The sequence below is a fragment of the Thermoflexus hugenholtzii genome (assembly GCF_018771565.1).
Classification (GTDB): Bacteria; Chloroflexota; Anaerolineae; order Thermoflexales; family Thermoflexaceae; genus Thermoflexus; species Thermoflexus hugenholtzii_A.
In genome coordinates this window covers 2,969,466-2,984,161 of sequence record NZ_CP076326.1, presented here as the reverse complement: position 1 = coordinate 2,984,161, position 14,696 = coordinate 2,969,466, and the positions used below count along the sequence as shown (strand labels likewise).

Sequence of the window (14,696 nt, the reverse complement as noted above, 5' to 3'; positions counted from 1 at the left end):
CTCCTCAAAAGGGGTAAGCTTCCGACACGCGTGCGTAAGCCCGGCTCAAGAAGGCGTGGAAATCCCGAGCGTCCTGCCAGGCCTGGGGGCGCAACGAGCGCTCCGCCGGGAAGATCAGGAAGGCGATCTCCTGAGGCCCGCCCAGGCCCCCATGGGTCCCCAGTTGATCCTCAAAACTCACCACCGTTCGACCGTCCCAGGCGCCCAGCAGGATGAGATCGCCACTCCCGGGCAGCCGGGCCAGGCGGGCCAGCTCCTGAGCCGTCCGCTCGGGATCCAGCCACCGCCCCTCCGGCGCCATGCGCTCCGGATCGGCCAGGGGGTCCTGGCCGTAGATCGAGGAACGGCCGTCGGCGCGGACGACGCGCGCGCCTCCCTGTCCCATCAGGAAGACTACCTCCCCTTCCCGGCCGATCACCAGCCCGATCCCCGGGTGCTCGATCAGGGCGTCCAGGAGCTGGGGCCAGCGGATGACGATCTCGCTGAGGGGGAGGGGCTCCGGCACGGCGGCGATGTAAAGATGGGCCAGCGGACCGGAGGCCCGGATGATCACATCGGCGGACGGCACGGCGGGGGCGGAGGGTTCCCCTCGCAGGAGGGACGCGCGCCGCTGCACATAGGCTCGGGCCGCCCGCACCACCCGGGCTCCGCGCGGGGAGAGGGTCCGTTCCAGCTCGCGCATCTCCGCCATCAGGTATTGCCACGAACGCCAGCGGCGGTCATCCGGCTCCACCGCCTCGTCCAGGGTCACCGACCGGGCCATGCAGCGCCGGACGAAATCCCCCAGGCTTTCACGGAAACGCCGGGCGAAAGGGACCGCCGGGGTCATCCCGTGATCCGAAAAGATGTAGAGATCATACGGCCGCCGGGCGAAGCGGGCCATCCGATCGATCTCCCGCAGGTAAGCGTCCAGCCGGCGGAGGGCCCGCAGGGCGACCGGATGCTCCGGCCCGTAGCGATGGGCCGCCTCATCATACAGCACGTAGATCCCATACAGAGGGGAGATCCCCCGATGGAGATCCATGCTGAGGCTGAAGGTCACCAGCTCGTGGAGCAGCGCGTTGCCCAGCGCCAGAAGGGCCGTGCGGAGCAACCCCGCCGGATCCCGCAGGAAGCGCCACCCGGCCCCCCAGGAGCGGATCCCATACCACAGCTCGTCCAGGATGTCGCGCACCACCATGCGGAGGATCCGCCAGATGCGCCCCGGGTTGAGCAGGACGATCAGAAGGAGCCCCACGCCCCGGACCCCATCGAGGAGCCCGGGCGGGCCCATGGCGCTTAGGGTGAAGACGGCCCGCTCGGCCCCCCCGTCGAACAGGCTGGCGTAACAGGCGCCGCCGCGCAACAGCCCCTCCGCGCCCTCCGCCTCCAGCCGCGCGACGACCTCCCGCACATGGCGCGGTCGCTTCATCCCGATGGGCTCGCGGCGGGCCTTCTCATACCACCGGAACCCCGGGATGGCATCCAGCCGCCCGTAGAGCAGCGCGGCGGTCACCACCGGGGTGGTGGTGGGGAAGCCGGCGAACCAGGGCGCCAGCCGGAACCGCCCCTTCTGGATCTGGCGGGCCAGATAGGGCATGCGGCCCGCCTCCAGGGCCCGCTGCAGATGCGGGAAGGAGAGGCCATCGATCTGGATCAGCACCAGCCCCCGCTCCGGCGTCGGCGGAGCCTCCGGCCGCCTCATCCGTCGGCCCAGGATTCGGAACTTCGCCCGATAAAACTCCCGGAGGACCGAGACCATCCTCCACCTCACAGGAGAGCGGGGGCGCTGCACGGAGATATCCTTCGCCCTTTCGAAAGCCGGAACAGCCGTCCGCCTGCAACCGCCTGTCCGGACTTCCGCGCAAGCCCAACGGAATTCCGCCTTACATCGCGGCGGCCTGTTCCAGCGCCCTTCCCCGACCGCTCCATCCGTTCACGGCCACCCGGCGGGAAGCTCCCGCGCCAGGGCTTCCACCCGCTCCCGGGGGATCCAGCCGGCCGGCCGGCCAGCCCGCAGGACCAGGACCCCGGGGCTTTCGCTCTGGGCCAGGCATAACCATGCGGCGCCCAGGGAAGCCGTCGCATCCAGGCTGGGGAGATCCAGGCGCCGCAGGCCGTCCCTCATGCGGACCAGGCCTCCCGGCCACCGCCCGGCCTCCTCCACCGGCAGGATCGGTTGTCCGCTGTGCTGAAGCAGGCGCCGGGCAGCGGGCTCCGGGATCCGATCGTTCACTGCCAGGGGAAGGGGCTGGAGATGCGGGACGAGGGGGATCTGCTGCAACCGCTCCCGGCGGCGCAGCTGCTGGGTTTCCTGGAGGGTCTGGCCGAGCAGCCACATGGCGATCAGCATCGTAACCAGCCCGCCTGCGTCCTGATGCCGGAACTGCCAGATCGCCAGCCCGCCGATCCCCAGGGCCCCTGCCTGCCCCACCCGCAACGCCAGCCAGGTCCCCCAGCCCTCCCCGAGGGCCATGGCCAGAGCGCTGCGCAGGATCCGCCCGCCATCCATCGGGAACACGGGGAGCAGGTTGAAGAGGCCCAGCAGGAGGTTCAACCATCCGAACACCACCTCCGGGCGCCATCGCGCTCCCGGGCCTTCCCAGCCGCCCAGCCCGGCGATGAGGAGGGCGAGGAGGAGGTTGACGCTGGGCCCAGCCAGGGCGATCCCCAGCTCCGCTCGGAAGCGGCCGGGGGACAGCCGGACCGCGGTGAAGCCGCCCATGGGCCAGAGGACCACCGCGGTCACCGGGACACGCAGCAGGCGCGCGGCGGCGAGATGCCCCAGCTCGTGCAACAGAACCGCCCCGAACAACAGAAGCCACCAGAGGCCCTGCCGCAGGGCTTCCCGCCATCCGGCCAGCAGGCCGGCTCCCAGCACGGCCGCCATCAGCAACGCCACCAGGCTCCCGTGCACCTGCACCGGAACCCCGGCGAGGGTGAACAGCCGGATGGCGGGAAGGCGGAAGCGGGACATCGCGCACCTCTCTACGTCCCAGGAGCCCTCAACGGGCGGGGACGCTCTCCAGAAGCCGGACGGCCGCCTCCAGGCGTCGCAACGTCCGCTCCCGGCCCAGGAGGGCGAGGGACTCAAACAGAGGGGGGGTGACCCGCCGGCCGGTGACCGCCACGCGGACGGCCATGAACAGCGTCCCCGCCTTCACGCCCAGGCGATCCGCGAGGCCCCGCAGCGCCGTCTCAACGGCCTCATGGGTGAACTCGGGGAGCGCCTCCAGAACGCGCCGGGCTTCCGTCAGCCAGACCCGCACCGCCTCGGGGGAGGCGCCCGAGGGCACCAGATCCTCCAATGCCGGCGACACCTCCTCCCTCCACAGGAATTCCAGCATCTCCGCCCCTTCCCGCAGCGTCTTGATCCGCTCCTGGATCAGGGGGATCGCCCGGCGCAGGGTCTCCGGATCCGGCCGCAGGCCGAGGGCCTCCACATAAGGCCGCAGCCGCTCCGCCAGAGCCTCCGGGCTCAGGCGCCGGATGTAGACGCCGTTCATCCACTCCAGCTTGTCGTAGTTGAAGGCCGCCGGCTTGGGGTTGATGCCGGAGATGTCAAACTTCTCGATCAGCTCCTCTACCGTGAAGAGCTCGGTCTTATCGTCGTAAGCCCATCCGGTCAGCGCCAGGAAGTTGATCAGGGCCTCCGGCAGGTATCCTTCTTCCCGGAAATCCCGCACGAAGACGGCCGTCTCCCATCGCCCCTGCTCCTGCAGCACCCGCTTGCTCATCTTCCCCTTGCCCGTCGGGCTCAAGATGATGGGCAGATGGGCGAACTGAGGCGGCTCCCATCCAAAGGCCTGGTAGAGCAGGATGTGCCGGGGCGTGCTGGGGATCCATTCATCCGCCCGCATCACGTGGGTGATGCGCATCAGATGATCGTCCACCACGTTGGCCAGGTGATACGTGGGGTAGCCGTCGGATTTCAACAGCACGAAATCATCCTGGGTCCGGTTCTGCACGGAGATCTCCCCGTGCACCAGGTCGTGGAAGGACGTGGTTCCCTCCAGGGGAACCTTAAGGCGGATCACATAGGGCTCCCCGGCGGCGATGCGACGTTGGGCCTCCTCAAGCGAGACGTTGTAGCGGCAGTAGCGGTCGTAACCGGTGGGCTGCTTGCGGGCCTCCTGCTCCCGACGCAGGCGCTCCAGCCGCTCCTCCGAGCAGAAGCAATAATAGGCATGGCCCAGGTCGACCAGGCGGTGGGCGTGCTCCCGGTAGATCTCCAACCGCTGGGACTGGATGTAAGGCCCGTAGGGTCCTCCGACGTCCGGGCCTTCGTCCCAATCCAGGCCCAGCCACCGGAGGGAGTCCAGGATATCCTCCAGGGCGCCGGGGACCAGGCGCTTGCGGTCGGTGTCCTCGATGCGCAGGACGAACTGGCCCCCGTGATGGCGAGCGAAGAGCCAGTTGAAGAGTGCCGTGCGGGCCCCTCCGACGTGCAGGAACCCGGTCGGGCTGGGTGCAAACCGAACGCGAACGCTCATCCGGGATCCCCTCCCAATCCCGTGATCACCGGGTATTGTAACTCAAGCGGCTCAGCGCGTCCGGGTTGGCGTGGGGGCCGGCATCAACGTCACCTGGAGGCTGGGAGGGATCAGCGTCCAGGAGAGGTTGGTCACCGTGGCGCTGAGGGTCACCGTGGGCGTCAAGGTATAAGTCCCCCGCTCCAGATCCCTCACCTCCACCCACACCCGCAGCTGATCCGGCTGGAGGCTCTCCACGTAAAGAAGGGGGCCCCGCACGATCACGTCCACCGTCTCCGGGGAGAGGCGGGCGATCATCCCCGGGCGCAATCCCTCCACCACCACCGGGACCTGCTGGAAGACCTGGGTGCTGAGGATCGGCTCCACCCGGAGGCGGACCTCCACCTGGTTGGAGGCGCCGACCAGGGCGACCCCGGGCGGCAACACCAGAGGGACTTCCGCGATCAACTCGCCCCGGGCCTCGGAGAGATCGATGGGCTCGGTGGAGAGATAGCTGCCGACCTCCTCCAGCCGCCGGGGATCCCCGGTCAAGGTGACCGTGGGGGGATCCACGGAGATCTCCGTCAGCTGATAGCCCCGCGCCGGGCGCCCGCGCAGGTTGACCCGCACCGGCAGCTCGCGGAAGCCCAGGCGCTGTTCAATGGGGACCGTGACCGTGATCCGGGCCGGCTCCACCTGCACCTCCGTCAGCACCCTCCCCTCGGAGTCCACCGCTTCCAGGGCGACCTCCGCCTCCACGCTTTGACGCGCCCCCTCGATGCGGATCCGCCCCACGGCCATGGCCGCAACGGCGATCCGGGAGCGGGGGCCGGTCACCCGGACCTGGGGGAGGGCGGGAAGCGGGACGCCGACCTGATAACCAACGGCGGGCTGGCCCAGGATCTGGATGGAGACCGGGATCTCCCGGCCCTCCAGGCGCTCCAGACGGAAGCGCACCGCCGGGGGATCCACTTCGAGGATCTGGATGCCCCGCCGGTGAACGCGGATCTGCACCGGCCGCTCATAGGCTCCCTCGCCCAGGCCGGACACGTTCACAAAGGCCTCCACATCCTGAGGGACGATGGTTCCCTCCATCGCCCGGGGCACCCGCAGGCGGAGGCGGACCCGCTCGGCGGAGCGTTCGAAGACCACGTGATCGGGCGCCAGGCCTTGAAAGGCCAGCGGGACATCGGTCAAGGATCGCTCCACGGGCGGGTTCTCCTCCCAGACGGCGGCGGCCCAGAGGGCGAAGGCCAGCCCGAAGGCCAGCAGCGCCAGCCCCATGTTCTCCCGGGCCCACTTCATTGCTTACCCCCAGCTCCCCGGATGGGGAAGAGCACCAACCACACGCGCCGGCCGAGTTCCCGCAGCTCCTGCAACCAGCGGTAAGTTTGCGCCACCTCCGGCGGCGGGCTGTAGAAGTTGCGCAACACCAGCTCCAGGCGCCGCGCGTCCAGCCGGCGCACCATCCGCCCGTTCAGCGCCACGGAGATCGTCCCGCGTTCCTCAGAGATCACGATGGCCAGGGCGTCGCTCACCTCCGTGATCCCGATGGCCGCCCGGTGTCGCAGGCCCAGCTGGGGATCCCCCAGCCATCCGGTGGTGAGCGGGAGGATGCATCCCGCCGCCACCACCCGCCCGTCCCGGATGATCACCGCCCCGTCGTGCAGGACCGTGTTGGGCGCGAAGATGGTCATCAACAGCTCCGGGGTCACCCGGGCGTCCAGGCGGATCCCGGTGTCGATGTAGGTCTGGAGGCCGGTGGTGCGCTCCAGCACGATGAGGGCGCCGTGGCGACGCTCCGCCAGCCGGGGGCACGCCTGGACCAACGCCTCGATCACCTCATCGACGGGCGCCTCCCTTGGATCCCGCTGGAGCCAGAGCCCCACCCGCCCCAGCCGTTCCAGGGCACGCCGCAGCTCGGGCTGGAAGATGATGGGGATGGCGATGAGCAACGCCGGGAGCGCCCGCTCCAGAAGCCAGCGCATCGCCCGGAGGGAGCGGAGGGGGCCGCTCAGGATGAGCACGAGCAGGATGAGGATGAACAGGCCCCGAACGAGGGTGACCGCCGGCGTCCCTTTCAGGGAATACAGGATCCCGAAAAAGAGGAGGGCCACCAGCCCGATATCGATCAAACTGATCCAGCTCAGCTGATCCAGCAGGTAGAGCAGATCCCGCACGCGCCATCACCTGTTCGATCGAACGTGGATCCGCAACCTCTTCTTTTCGGATCGCGCCGCGCTGCGGCGTTCCTCCCGCCCTCATCCGCTGGAGCTCAGCAGGGCCTGGTAACGCTCGGCCTGGGCAGGGTTCAGGCGCATCAAGGAGCGATACACCGCCTGGGCCTCGGAGAGACGCCCGGCCTGCAGGTATTGCTCCCCCATCCGTTCCAGATGGGCCACCGCCGCCCCGGGCTGTTCCAGCTCCAGATACAGCTGAGCCGCTTGCTGGCGCAGGGCCGGCTCCTCGGGGAAGAGCAGGATGAGCTCCTCCAGGTTCCGGGCCGCCTCCGCCAGCCGCCCGGCGGCCCGCGCCCGCTCCACCAGCTGCTGCAGTTCCTGCACCGCCGCATCCTTGCGGTTCGCCCGCAGGTAGGCCTCCACCAGGCCCCAGCGGGCCTCCAGGTCCTCCGGGGCGAGGGCTCGCAACCGCTCCAGGTGTTCGATCGCCCCGTTCCAGTCCAGACGCTGGACGGCGATCTCCACCAGCCGGCGGAGGAGGGGCGACAGCGTCGAGCCGGGGAGCCCATGGCGGGAAGCCCACGCCAGCCCCTCCCGGCCGATTCGCTCCGCCTGTTCCAGATCCGCCATCTGCATATGCGCGTCCACCAAGCCGCAGAAGGCCTGCAGCGCCCGCGGCGCATCGCCCAGGGTCTGGGCGAGCTGCAGCAGCCGTTCCAGAGCCGCCAGATCCATGGGAGCCAGCCGGGTGACCTGCTCGAAGGCGGCGAGGGCCATATAGGGATCTTCCAGATGCAGGAAATAGGCCCCCAGGATCCGGAATTTGTTCGCCGCCGCCGGGATGTGGCGGCTCCAGACCAGCAGCTGCCCGAGGATGAGATGGGTCAGCGGGGCGAAGGGGGCGCCGGCCAGGATCCGCAACGCCTCCTCCAGCGCGCTGTAGAACAGGCCCAGCTGGGCCCACGTATAGGTTTGCCCCAGATCCAGGAGCACCCGCTCCCCCTGGGGAGAGAGGAGGGCGTCGGCCAGGGTGAGCCGGAACGGCGTGCCGGCAGTCCATTGATCCAGCGCCTGGCGGATCCAGAGGATCCGATCCTCCCAGGTCGGGCTCTCCAGGATCTGACGGGCCCCCTCCAGGAGGGCCGCCTGACGATCTGGATGCCGGGGGAGCCAGGAGCGCAGGAAGCGATAGCGCTCCCGGAGGACCTCCTGGCTTTCCTCCCGGGCCAGCTCCTGATCCAGGGACTCCAGGGCCTCCAGGTAGCGCAGGGCGGCGGACGCCGCCGCGCCCTGCCGTTCCTCACAGCGGGCCAGCAGGAGGAGACCGGCGAAGGCATAGGTGGGGACATCCGTGGCGCGCCGGAGATACGAGGCGGCTTCCTCGCAACGCCGGAGCTCGGCCAGCGCGGCGCCGATGGCGAAGGGGAGGGCCGGGTGCTCCAGCCCGGCGGCGCGCACCTGTTCGTAGAAGGCCAGCGCCTCCCGCAGCTGGCCCTGGGCGTGGGCGTCCACCGCCCGGCCCAGGAGGGCATGGATCCGGAACCACTCGGATTCAGAAAACGAACCCGGCTCCTCCGAGAACACGAGATCCGCCAGCTCCCGGAGCGCTTGGGAGAGGGCGCGGCGGATCGGATCCGCAGGGGCTTCGGCCTCCTCCGGGGCCAGCATCCAGAGGGCCTCAGCCCGGGTCTGCTCCGCCTCGGCGCTTTCGGCCCTGGACGTCGGCCGGGGCAATGGACCGGTGCCGGTCCGCCGGGCCAGCTGGACGCGCAGCCAGTCCCGGGCCTGCAAGGCCTGCGGATGATCCGGATCCAGGGCGAGGGCGGCGTCGATGGCCTCGAGGGCCCGCTGCAGGTCCCCTTGCTGGATCCAGGCGCGGGCGAGGGCCAGATCCACCCGGATCGCCGCCTCCCGCTGATCCAGCTGGCGATACGCCCGGGCCAGGGCCTCCAGCGTCTCGATCCGGCCCGGATCCAGGCGGACGGCCTGGGCCCATGCCTGGATGGCGCGTCGAAGATCGCCGCGATCGGCGAACATCCGGCCGGCCCGGTGGTAATGGGCCGCCGCCTCCGCCGCCCGGCCGGCGCGCTGATGCACCTCGGCGAGGCGCCACACCGGCGCGGGATCCTCGGGGCGGAGGCGCTCCAGCTGCCGGAAGGCCTCCAGAGCCTCTTCATAGCGCCCGGCCTCCATACAGGCCAGGCCCAGCCCGGTCAGGGCCTCCGGCTCCTCCGGCGCCACCGTCAGGGCCTCGCGATAAGCCGCGATGGCCGCCGCCCACTGCTTCTGCCAGAGCGCGGCATGGCCGCGCTGCAACGCCTGTTCATACCGCAGGCGCTCTTCCCCCACCGCGGGTCTCCCGCCTGTTGGATCCGTCAAAGTCCAAGTATACCAGCGGGGAAGGTGGCTTGAAAGGGCCCTTTGGGGCCGCTACAATAAGCCTTAGATCCTTGGGGAAGGCAGGAGATCCTTCGCGGCGTAAGGAGGCCGGACGATGGGTCGGATCACCCCTCGCCATGAAGATTACAGCCAGTGGTATCTGGATGTCATCCGGGAGGCGCAGCTGGCGGATTACGCCCCGGTCCGTGGATGCATCGTCTTCCGGCCTTACGGCTACGCGATCTGGGAGAACATCCAGGCGGCCGTGGACCGACGGTTCAAGGCCCATGGCTACCGGAACGCTTATTTCCCTCTGTTCATCCCTTATTCGTTCATCCAGAAAGAAAAGGAACACGTGAGCGGCTTCTCGCCGGAGCTGGCGGTGGTGACCATCGGAGGTGGGGAGACGCTGGAGGAGCCGCTGGTGGTGCGCCCCACCTCCGAGACCATCATCGGCTACATGTATGCCCAGTGGATCCAATCCTACCGGGACCTGCCGCTGCGGATCAACCAGTGGTGCAACGTGGTGCGCTGGGAGAAGCGCACCCGTCCGTTCCTGCGGACGCTGGAGTTCCTCTGGCAGGAGGCCCACTCGGTCTTCGCCACGTATGAGGAGGCGGAGGAGGAAGCGCTGCGGGTGCTGGATCTCTACACCGATTTCGCCGTGGAAGACGCCGCCATCCCGGTGATCCAGGGCCGCAAGAGCGAGTCGGAGAAGTTCGCCGGCGCGCTGCGCAGCTACACCATCGAGGCCATGATGGGAGACGGCCGCGCCCTGCAATCCGCCACCTCCCACAACCTGGGTCAGAACTTCTCCCGCGCCTTCGAGATCCGCTACCTGGACGCCCAGAACCAGATGCAATACGCCTGGACCACCTCCCACGGCCTTTCCACGCGGGTGGTGGGAGCTGTGATCATGGTGCACGGGGACGACCGCGGGCTGATCCTGCCGCCGCGCCTGGCCCCCATCCAGGTCATCATCGTGCCCATCTGGAAGGGAGAGGAGGAGCGCTCCCGGGTGCTGGAGGCCTGCGAGCAGGCACGCCGCATGCTGCAGCCCGAGATCCGGGTGGAGGTGGACGCCCGGGAGGAATACACGCCGGGGTGGAAGTTCAACGAGTGGGAGCTGCGCGGGGTGCCGCTGCGCATCGAGATCGGCCCCCGGGATGTGACCGAGCGTCAGGTCGTGCTGGCCCGGCGGGACCAGCCCGGCCCCCAGGGCAAGCGGACGGTCCCGATGGACGGCTTGCTGGGAGCGGTCCAGGAGACCCTGAGCGCCATCCAGGCCGACCTCTACCAGCGAGCCCTGGCCTTCCAGAAAGCGCACACGCATTACCCGGAGACCTACGAACAGCTGCGGGAGGCCGTCGCCGACGGCTTCGCCTGGGCCTGGTGGTGCGGGAGCGCGGAGTGCGAGGGCCGGATCAAGGCCGATACCACGGCCACCAACCGGTGCATCCCGCTGGAGCAGCCCGGCGGCCAGGGACGGTGCATCGTCTGCGGCGCGCCGGCCCGGGAGATGGCCATCTTCGCCCGCGCCTACTGATCGAACCTGCGAACGGAGGAGGGAGCCAATGGATTTCGTGATCGTCGGAGCGGCGGAGACGCCGGGGCTGCGATGGTTCCGCCAGGGGTTATGGCAGGCCCTGCGGGCCCACGGGCACACGTTTCTGGAGGAGCCCACGCCCACCATCCGCCTGGTGCTGAACTTCACCCGTCCGGAGCGCCCGCGCCCCTTCCGACGCAAATCCCAGGGCACCTTCGTGGCCTCCGTCGTCGAGCTGCCCGAGGTCCCCACCGACTTCCTGAAGACCTGCTATCCCATCCTGGTCCGCGCCCTCTCCAACCTCCTCATCGTCCTGGTCCCGGGCGGCCGGTCCTCCTCTGTCAACGGGGCGCGCTGGGAAGCGCACTTCATCACCCTGGAGCTGGGCCATTACGTGGAGGCCTGCGGGGAGGATGAGGCGGACTTCTTCGAGCGGATCTACCGGCGCCTTGCCCCACTGGCCCAGGCCCGGCTGGTCATCAACAACGAATTCCACCCGGATCTCCCTCCCGAGCTCTGGAACGGCAACGAGCGGACGGAGAAGCTGAAGGAGGCAGGGCGGTTCCTGGCCTCCCTGAACCTGCTGCCTGCCCCCTTCCCCCTGGAGGAGATCCTTCCGCCCCGGGATTTCCAGCACGTCAAGCGGCTTTACGGGCTGGGCGGTCTGAGCTACGGCAACCTGAGCGTGCGGGAGGACGCCCAGCGCTTCTGGATGAGCGCCAGCGGCGTGGACAAAGGCAATCTGCAGGTGATCGGGCGGGACATTCTGCTGGTGAAGGGCTACGATGCAGCGCGCAACGTGATCCTCCTCAGCGTCCCGCCCCATATCGAACCCCGACGCGTCTCCGTGGATGCCATCGAGCACTGGATGATCTACCGGGAGCACCCCGAGGTGGGGGCGATCATCCACGTCCACGCCTGGATGGAGGGGATCCCGGTGACCACGGTGAACTATCCGTGCGGGACGTGGGAGCTGGCGGCGGAGGTGGCTGAGCTGGTGCGCCAGGCCCCCGATCCCGCCCGAGCGGTGATCGGGCTGCGCAACCATGGGATCACCGTCACCGGCCGCAGCCTGGAGGACATCATGGAGCGCCTGCGCGGACGCGTCATCCCTCAGGTGCCCATGGAGTAGAGGCCCAGCGCTGCTACGCCCATCGCAGCGGCGCTGCGCCCCTCCCACCAGGCGGATAGGCGGATGCGATGGGGGAGCCTTTCCGATTCCGGCTGTCTATCCCGGCCGCCGGGCTGTTGCTGGCGCTGGGGCTTCTGCTGAGCCCGCAGACCCAGGGGCCCGGGGAGCGGTTCTTCCCGGAGACCGGCCACACCGTCCGGGAGCCCTTCCTGCGCTTCTTCGAGGCGCACGGTGGGGTGGACTTCCTGGGCTATCCGATCACCCCGGCGGTCCTGGAGCCCCCGGATCAGATCCAGTGCTTCCAGTATGCCTGCCTGCGCTGGGATCCCCTGGCGCCGCCGGAGGAGGCCGTCCAGCTCCTCCCCATCGCCGAGGCCATGGGACTGGGCGCGCCGCCGCTGCCGCCCGAACGCATCCCCCTGGGCCGCCCGTTCCGCCGATATATCCCGGAGACCGGGCACACGGTGAGCGCGATGTTTCTGGCCTTCTGGCTCCGCCACGGCGGCGCGAAGATCCTGGGGAACCCCATCACGGAGCCCTTCCTGGAGAACGGCCGTATCGTCCAGGTGTTCCAGCGGATGAAGGTGGGATGGGATCCGGTGGATCAGCAGGTGCGGCCGCTGCCCCTGGGGGAGCTTTACGCCCAGGCCCGCGGGATGAGCCCCCGGGTCCCCGCCCGCATCGCCGGGCCCATGCCCGCCCTCCGGGTTCAGCTCCTCCTGCACCGCCCCATCGTGGCCGCCGGGGAAATCCAGCGGGTCACCGTGCTGGTCACCGACGAGACCGGCCGGCCGGTGCCTCAAGCCCGGGTGCGTGTGGAGGCACCCGGAGCGGATCCGCTGGAGCGGATCACGGATGAGCAGGGAAAGGCGGAGGGGGCGTTCGGGGTCGGAGCCTTCCCCAGTGGAACCCTGGTGGAGGTCCGGGCGGTCGCCTCGGATGGCGTCCGTCAGGCGGAGACCTTCGCGGCCTTTCGAGTCTGGCCGTGAGGACGGCCCCTCTCACTGAGCAGGCTTCTCAGGCGGAGGCCTCCTGGACCAGACGGCGGACCGCAGGGGCGTCCTCCTGCGCCAGGGCGGCCTCGGCCAGGGCCTGAGCCTCCTGCAGGGACCAGCGACGGACGACGGCTTTGACCTCCGGCACGCGCACGGGGTTCACGCTGAGCTCCCGGACCCCCAGGCCGATCAGCACGGGCACCGCCTGGAGGTCGCCGGCCAGCTCCCCGCAGACCCCCACCCACTTCCCGGTCCCCTCCGCGGCGGCCGTCACCTGGCGGATCAGGCGCAGCACCGCCGGATGCAGGCCGTCCGCCATCCCGGCCACCGCCGGGTTGGTCCGATCCGCCGCCAGCACATACTGGGTGAGATCGTTGGTCCCGATGCTGAAAAAATCCACCCAGGGCCGGAAGTGCTCCGCCAGCAACGCCGCCGCGGGCACCTCCACCATCATCCCCACCTGCAGGTCCTCCGGCAGGGGGACGCCCTCCCGCGCCAGAGCGGCGCGCACCTCGTCCAGAAGCGCCCGGAGCCAGCGGATCTCCTCCACGGTGCTGACCATCGGGAACATGATGCGAAGGGGGAAGCCCGCGCCGGCCCGCAGCAGCGCCCGGAGCTGCCGGCGAAGCAAATCCGGATGCTGGCGCGAAAGCCGCACGCCTCGCACTCCCAGGAAGGGATTGGGCTCGGAGGGCATCGGGAGATAAGGCAGCGGCTTGTCCCCCCCGACGTCCAGGGTGCGCACCACCACCGGCTTCCCCCCCATGGCCTCCAGGAGCGCCCGGTAAGCGGCGACCTCTTCCTCCTCGGTAGGAGCGGCCGTCCGCTCGAGATAGAGGAACTCCGTGCGCAGCAGGCCGATGGCATCCGCTCCCCTTCGGAAAGCCTCCCGGGCGTCCTCCAGGCTCCCGACGTTGGCCGCCACCTCAATCCGGACCCCGTCGCGGGTGAGCGCCGGCTCGTGGGCGGCGGCCTCCGCCTGCGCCCGCTCCGCCTGCCAGCGGGCCTGTCGCGCCTGGGCCTGGCGGATCACTTCCGGGGCGGGCTCGATCTCCACCCAGCCCGCCTCGCCATCCACCAGGAGCGTCGCGCCGTCGGGGACGGCTCGGAGCGCCGATCCCACCGCCACCACGGCGGGCACCCCGAGCCGGCGGGCGAGGATAGCGGCGTGGGCCGTCGGCCCGCCCCCCTCGGTCACGAACGCCAGCACCCGCTGGGGATCCAGACGAACCGTTTCGGAGGGCAGCAGGTCGTCGGCGACAACGATCACCGGGTGGGCCGGCATGGCCGGCTCCTCCGGAGCGCCCATCAAATGGCGGAGCACCCGGTTCCCCACATCCCGCACATCCGCCGCCCGGGCCTGGAAGTAGGGGTCCGGCAACGCCGCCAGCCGGGCGGCGAAAGCTTCCACCGCCTGGCTCCATGCGGCCTCGGCGGAAGCCCCCTCGGCCAGCGCCGCCTCCACCTGGGCCAGGAGCTCCGGATCCTGGAGCATCAGGGTCTGGGCCTCGAAGATGGCCAGCTCCTCCGGAGACAGACGATCACGGTTCGCTTCCTGCAGCGCCGCCAGCTCGGCGGCGGCTTGCTGCCGGGCAGCCTCCAGCCGCGTCCGCTCCACTGCGGGATCCTCCCCTCGTGCCCGCAGCGGGCCCCGCTCGGCCCGCCGGAACCACCAGGCAGGGCCGAGGGCGACCCCAGGGGAGGCCGGAAGACCCTGCAGGCGGCGGCTCATCCCCCATCCTCCCCGAACCGCGACTCCACCAGGGCCTGGAGGGCCGCGATGGCCTCCTCCTCATCCGGCCCTTCGGCGACGATCTCGATCTCGTGGCCGTGCTCCGCCCCCAGGGTGAGCACCGCCAGGATCGCCTTGGCGTTCACCGGTGGGGTTCCCCGGGTGAGGTTCCGCACCGTGATGTTCGAACGAAAGCGCGCGGCCGTCTGGACGAACACCGCTGCCGGCCGCGCGTGTAACCCGACCGCGTTGGTGAGCGTGAGCGTCACCTGCCGCATCCG

At 70.0% G+C, this 14,696-nt stretch carries 11 protein-coding genes; 3 read left to right on the top strand and 8 right to left on the bottom strand.

The genetic code is table 11. The annotated features are described in order from the left end of the window. Positions 1–4: 4 nt before the first annotated feature. From KNN16_RS13540 to KNN16_RS13515, 6 genes are all read right to left on the bottom strand, one after another. Entirely contained in the window at positions 5–1,741 is a 1,737-nt protein-coding gene (locus KNN16_RS13540) for an alkaline phosphatase family protein (RefSeq protein WP_303897596.1), read from the bottom strand. A 174-nt stretch (positions 1,742–1,915) separates the two neighbouring features. After that, the gene (locus KNN16_RS13535; RefSeq protein ID WP_303897593.1) at positions 1,916–2,956 is read right to left on the bottom strand and encodes a site-2 protease family protein; all 1,041 of its coding nucleotides are present in this window, start codon (positions 2,954–2,956) and stop codon (positions 1,916–1,918) included. A gap of 28 nt (positions 2,957–2,984) precedes the next feature. Next, complete coding sequence (gltX, locus tag KNN16_RS13530) at positions 2,985–4,472, bottom strand: glutamate--tRNA ligase (protein WP_303897590.1); 1,488 nt, start codon at positions 4,470–4,472, stop codon at positions 2,985–2,987. Positions 4,473–4,523: 51 nt separating this feature from the next. Further along, positions 4,524–5,756 (bottom strand): YbbR-like domain-containing protein, encoded by a 1,233-nt coding sequence (locus tag KNN16_RS13525; protein WP_303897587.1) that lies wholly within the window; start codon positions 5,754–5,756, stop codon positions 4,524–4,526. Next, positions 5,753–6,631 (bottom strand): diadenylate cyclase CdaA, encoded by an 879-nt coding sequence (cdaA, locus tag KNN16_RS13520; RefSeq protein WP_299283253.1) that lies wholly within the window; start codon positions 6,629–6,631, stop codon positions 5,753–5,755. Before cdaA ends, KNN16_RS13525 begins: the two co-directional genes overlap by 4 nt. Positions 6,632–6,712: 81 nt before the next feature. Further along, on the bottom strand, positions 6,713–8,980 hold the full coding sequence (locus KNN16_RS13515) for a tetratricopeptide repeat protein (protein ID WP_303897585.1): 2,268 nt from the start codon (positions 8,978–8,980) through the stop codon (positions 6,713–6,715). Between the two features lie 145 nt (positions 8,981–9,125). Here KNN16_RS13515 and proS point away from each other — a divergent pair, with 145 nt between their 5' ends. From proS to KNN16_RS13500, 3 genes are all read left to right on the top strand, one after another. After that, the gene (proS, locus tag KNN16_RS13510) at positions 9,126–10,556 is read left to right on the top strand and encodes a proline--tRNA ligase (protein WP_299283249.1); all 1,431 of its coding nucleotides are present in this window, start codon (positions 9,126–9,128) and stop codon (positions 10,554–10,556) included. 28 nt (positions 10,557–10,584) lie between these two features. After that, entirely contained in the window at positions 10,585–11,688 is a 1,104-nt protein-coding gene (locus KNN16_RS13505; RefSeq protein ID WP_303897583.1) for a class II aldolase/adducin family protein, read from the top strand. A 68-nt stretch (positions 11,689–11,756) separates the two neighbouring features. Continuing rightward, positions 11,757–12,677 (top strand): carboxypeptidase-like regulatory domain-containing protein, encoded by a 921-nt coding sequence (locus KNN16_RS13500; RefSeq protein WP_299283245.1) that lies wholly within the window; start codon positions 11,757–11,759, stop codon positions 12,675–12,677. A gap of 28 nt (positions 12,678–12,705) precedes the next feature. Here KNN16_RS13500 and ptsP read toward each other — a convergent pair whose 3' ends face one another. After that, positions 12,706–14,415: a phosphoenolpyruvate--protein phosphotransferase gene (gene ptsP / locus KNN16_RS13495; RefSeq protein WP_303897580.1), complete on the bottom strand. Its 1,710-nt coding sequence runs from the start codon at positions 14,413–14,415 to the stop codon at positions 12,706–12,708. Further along, positions 14,412–14,693 carry an HPr family phosphocarrier protein gene (locus KNN16_RS13490; RefSeq protein ID WP_299283240.1) on the bottom strand — a complete coding sequence of 94 codons (282 nt, stop codon included), beginning with the start codon at positions 14,691–14,693 and terminating at the stop codon, positions 14,412–14,414. Before KNN16_RS13490 ends, ptsP begins: the two co-directional genes overlap by 4 nt. Positions 14,694–14,696 lie beyond the last annotated feature (3 nt).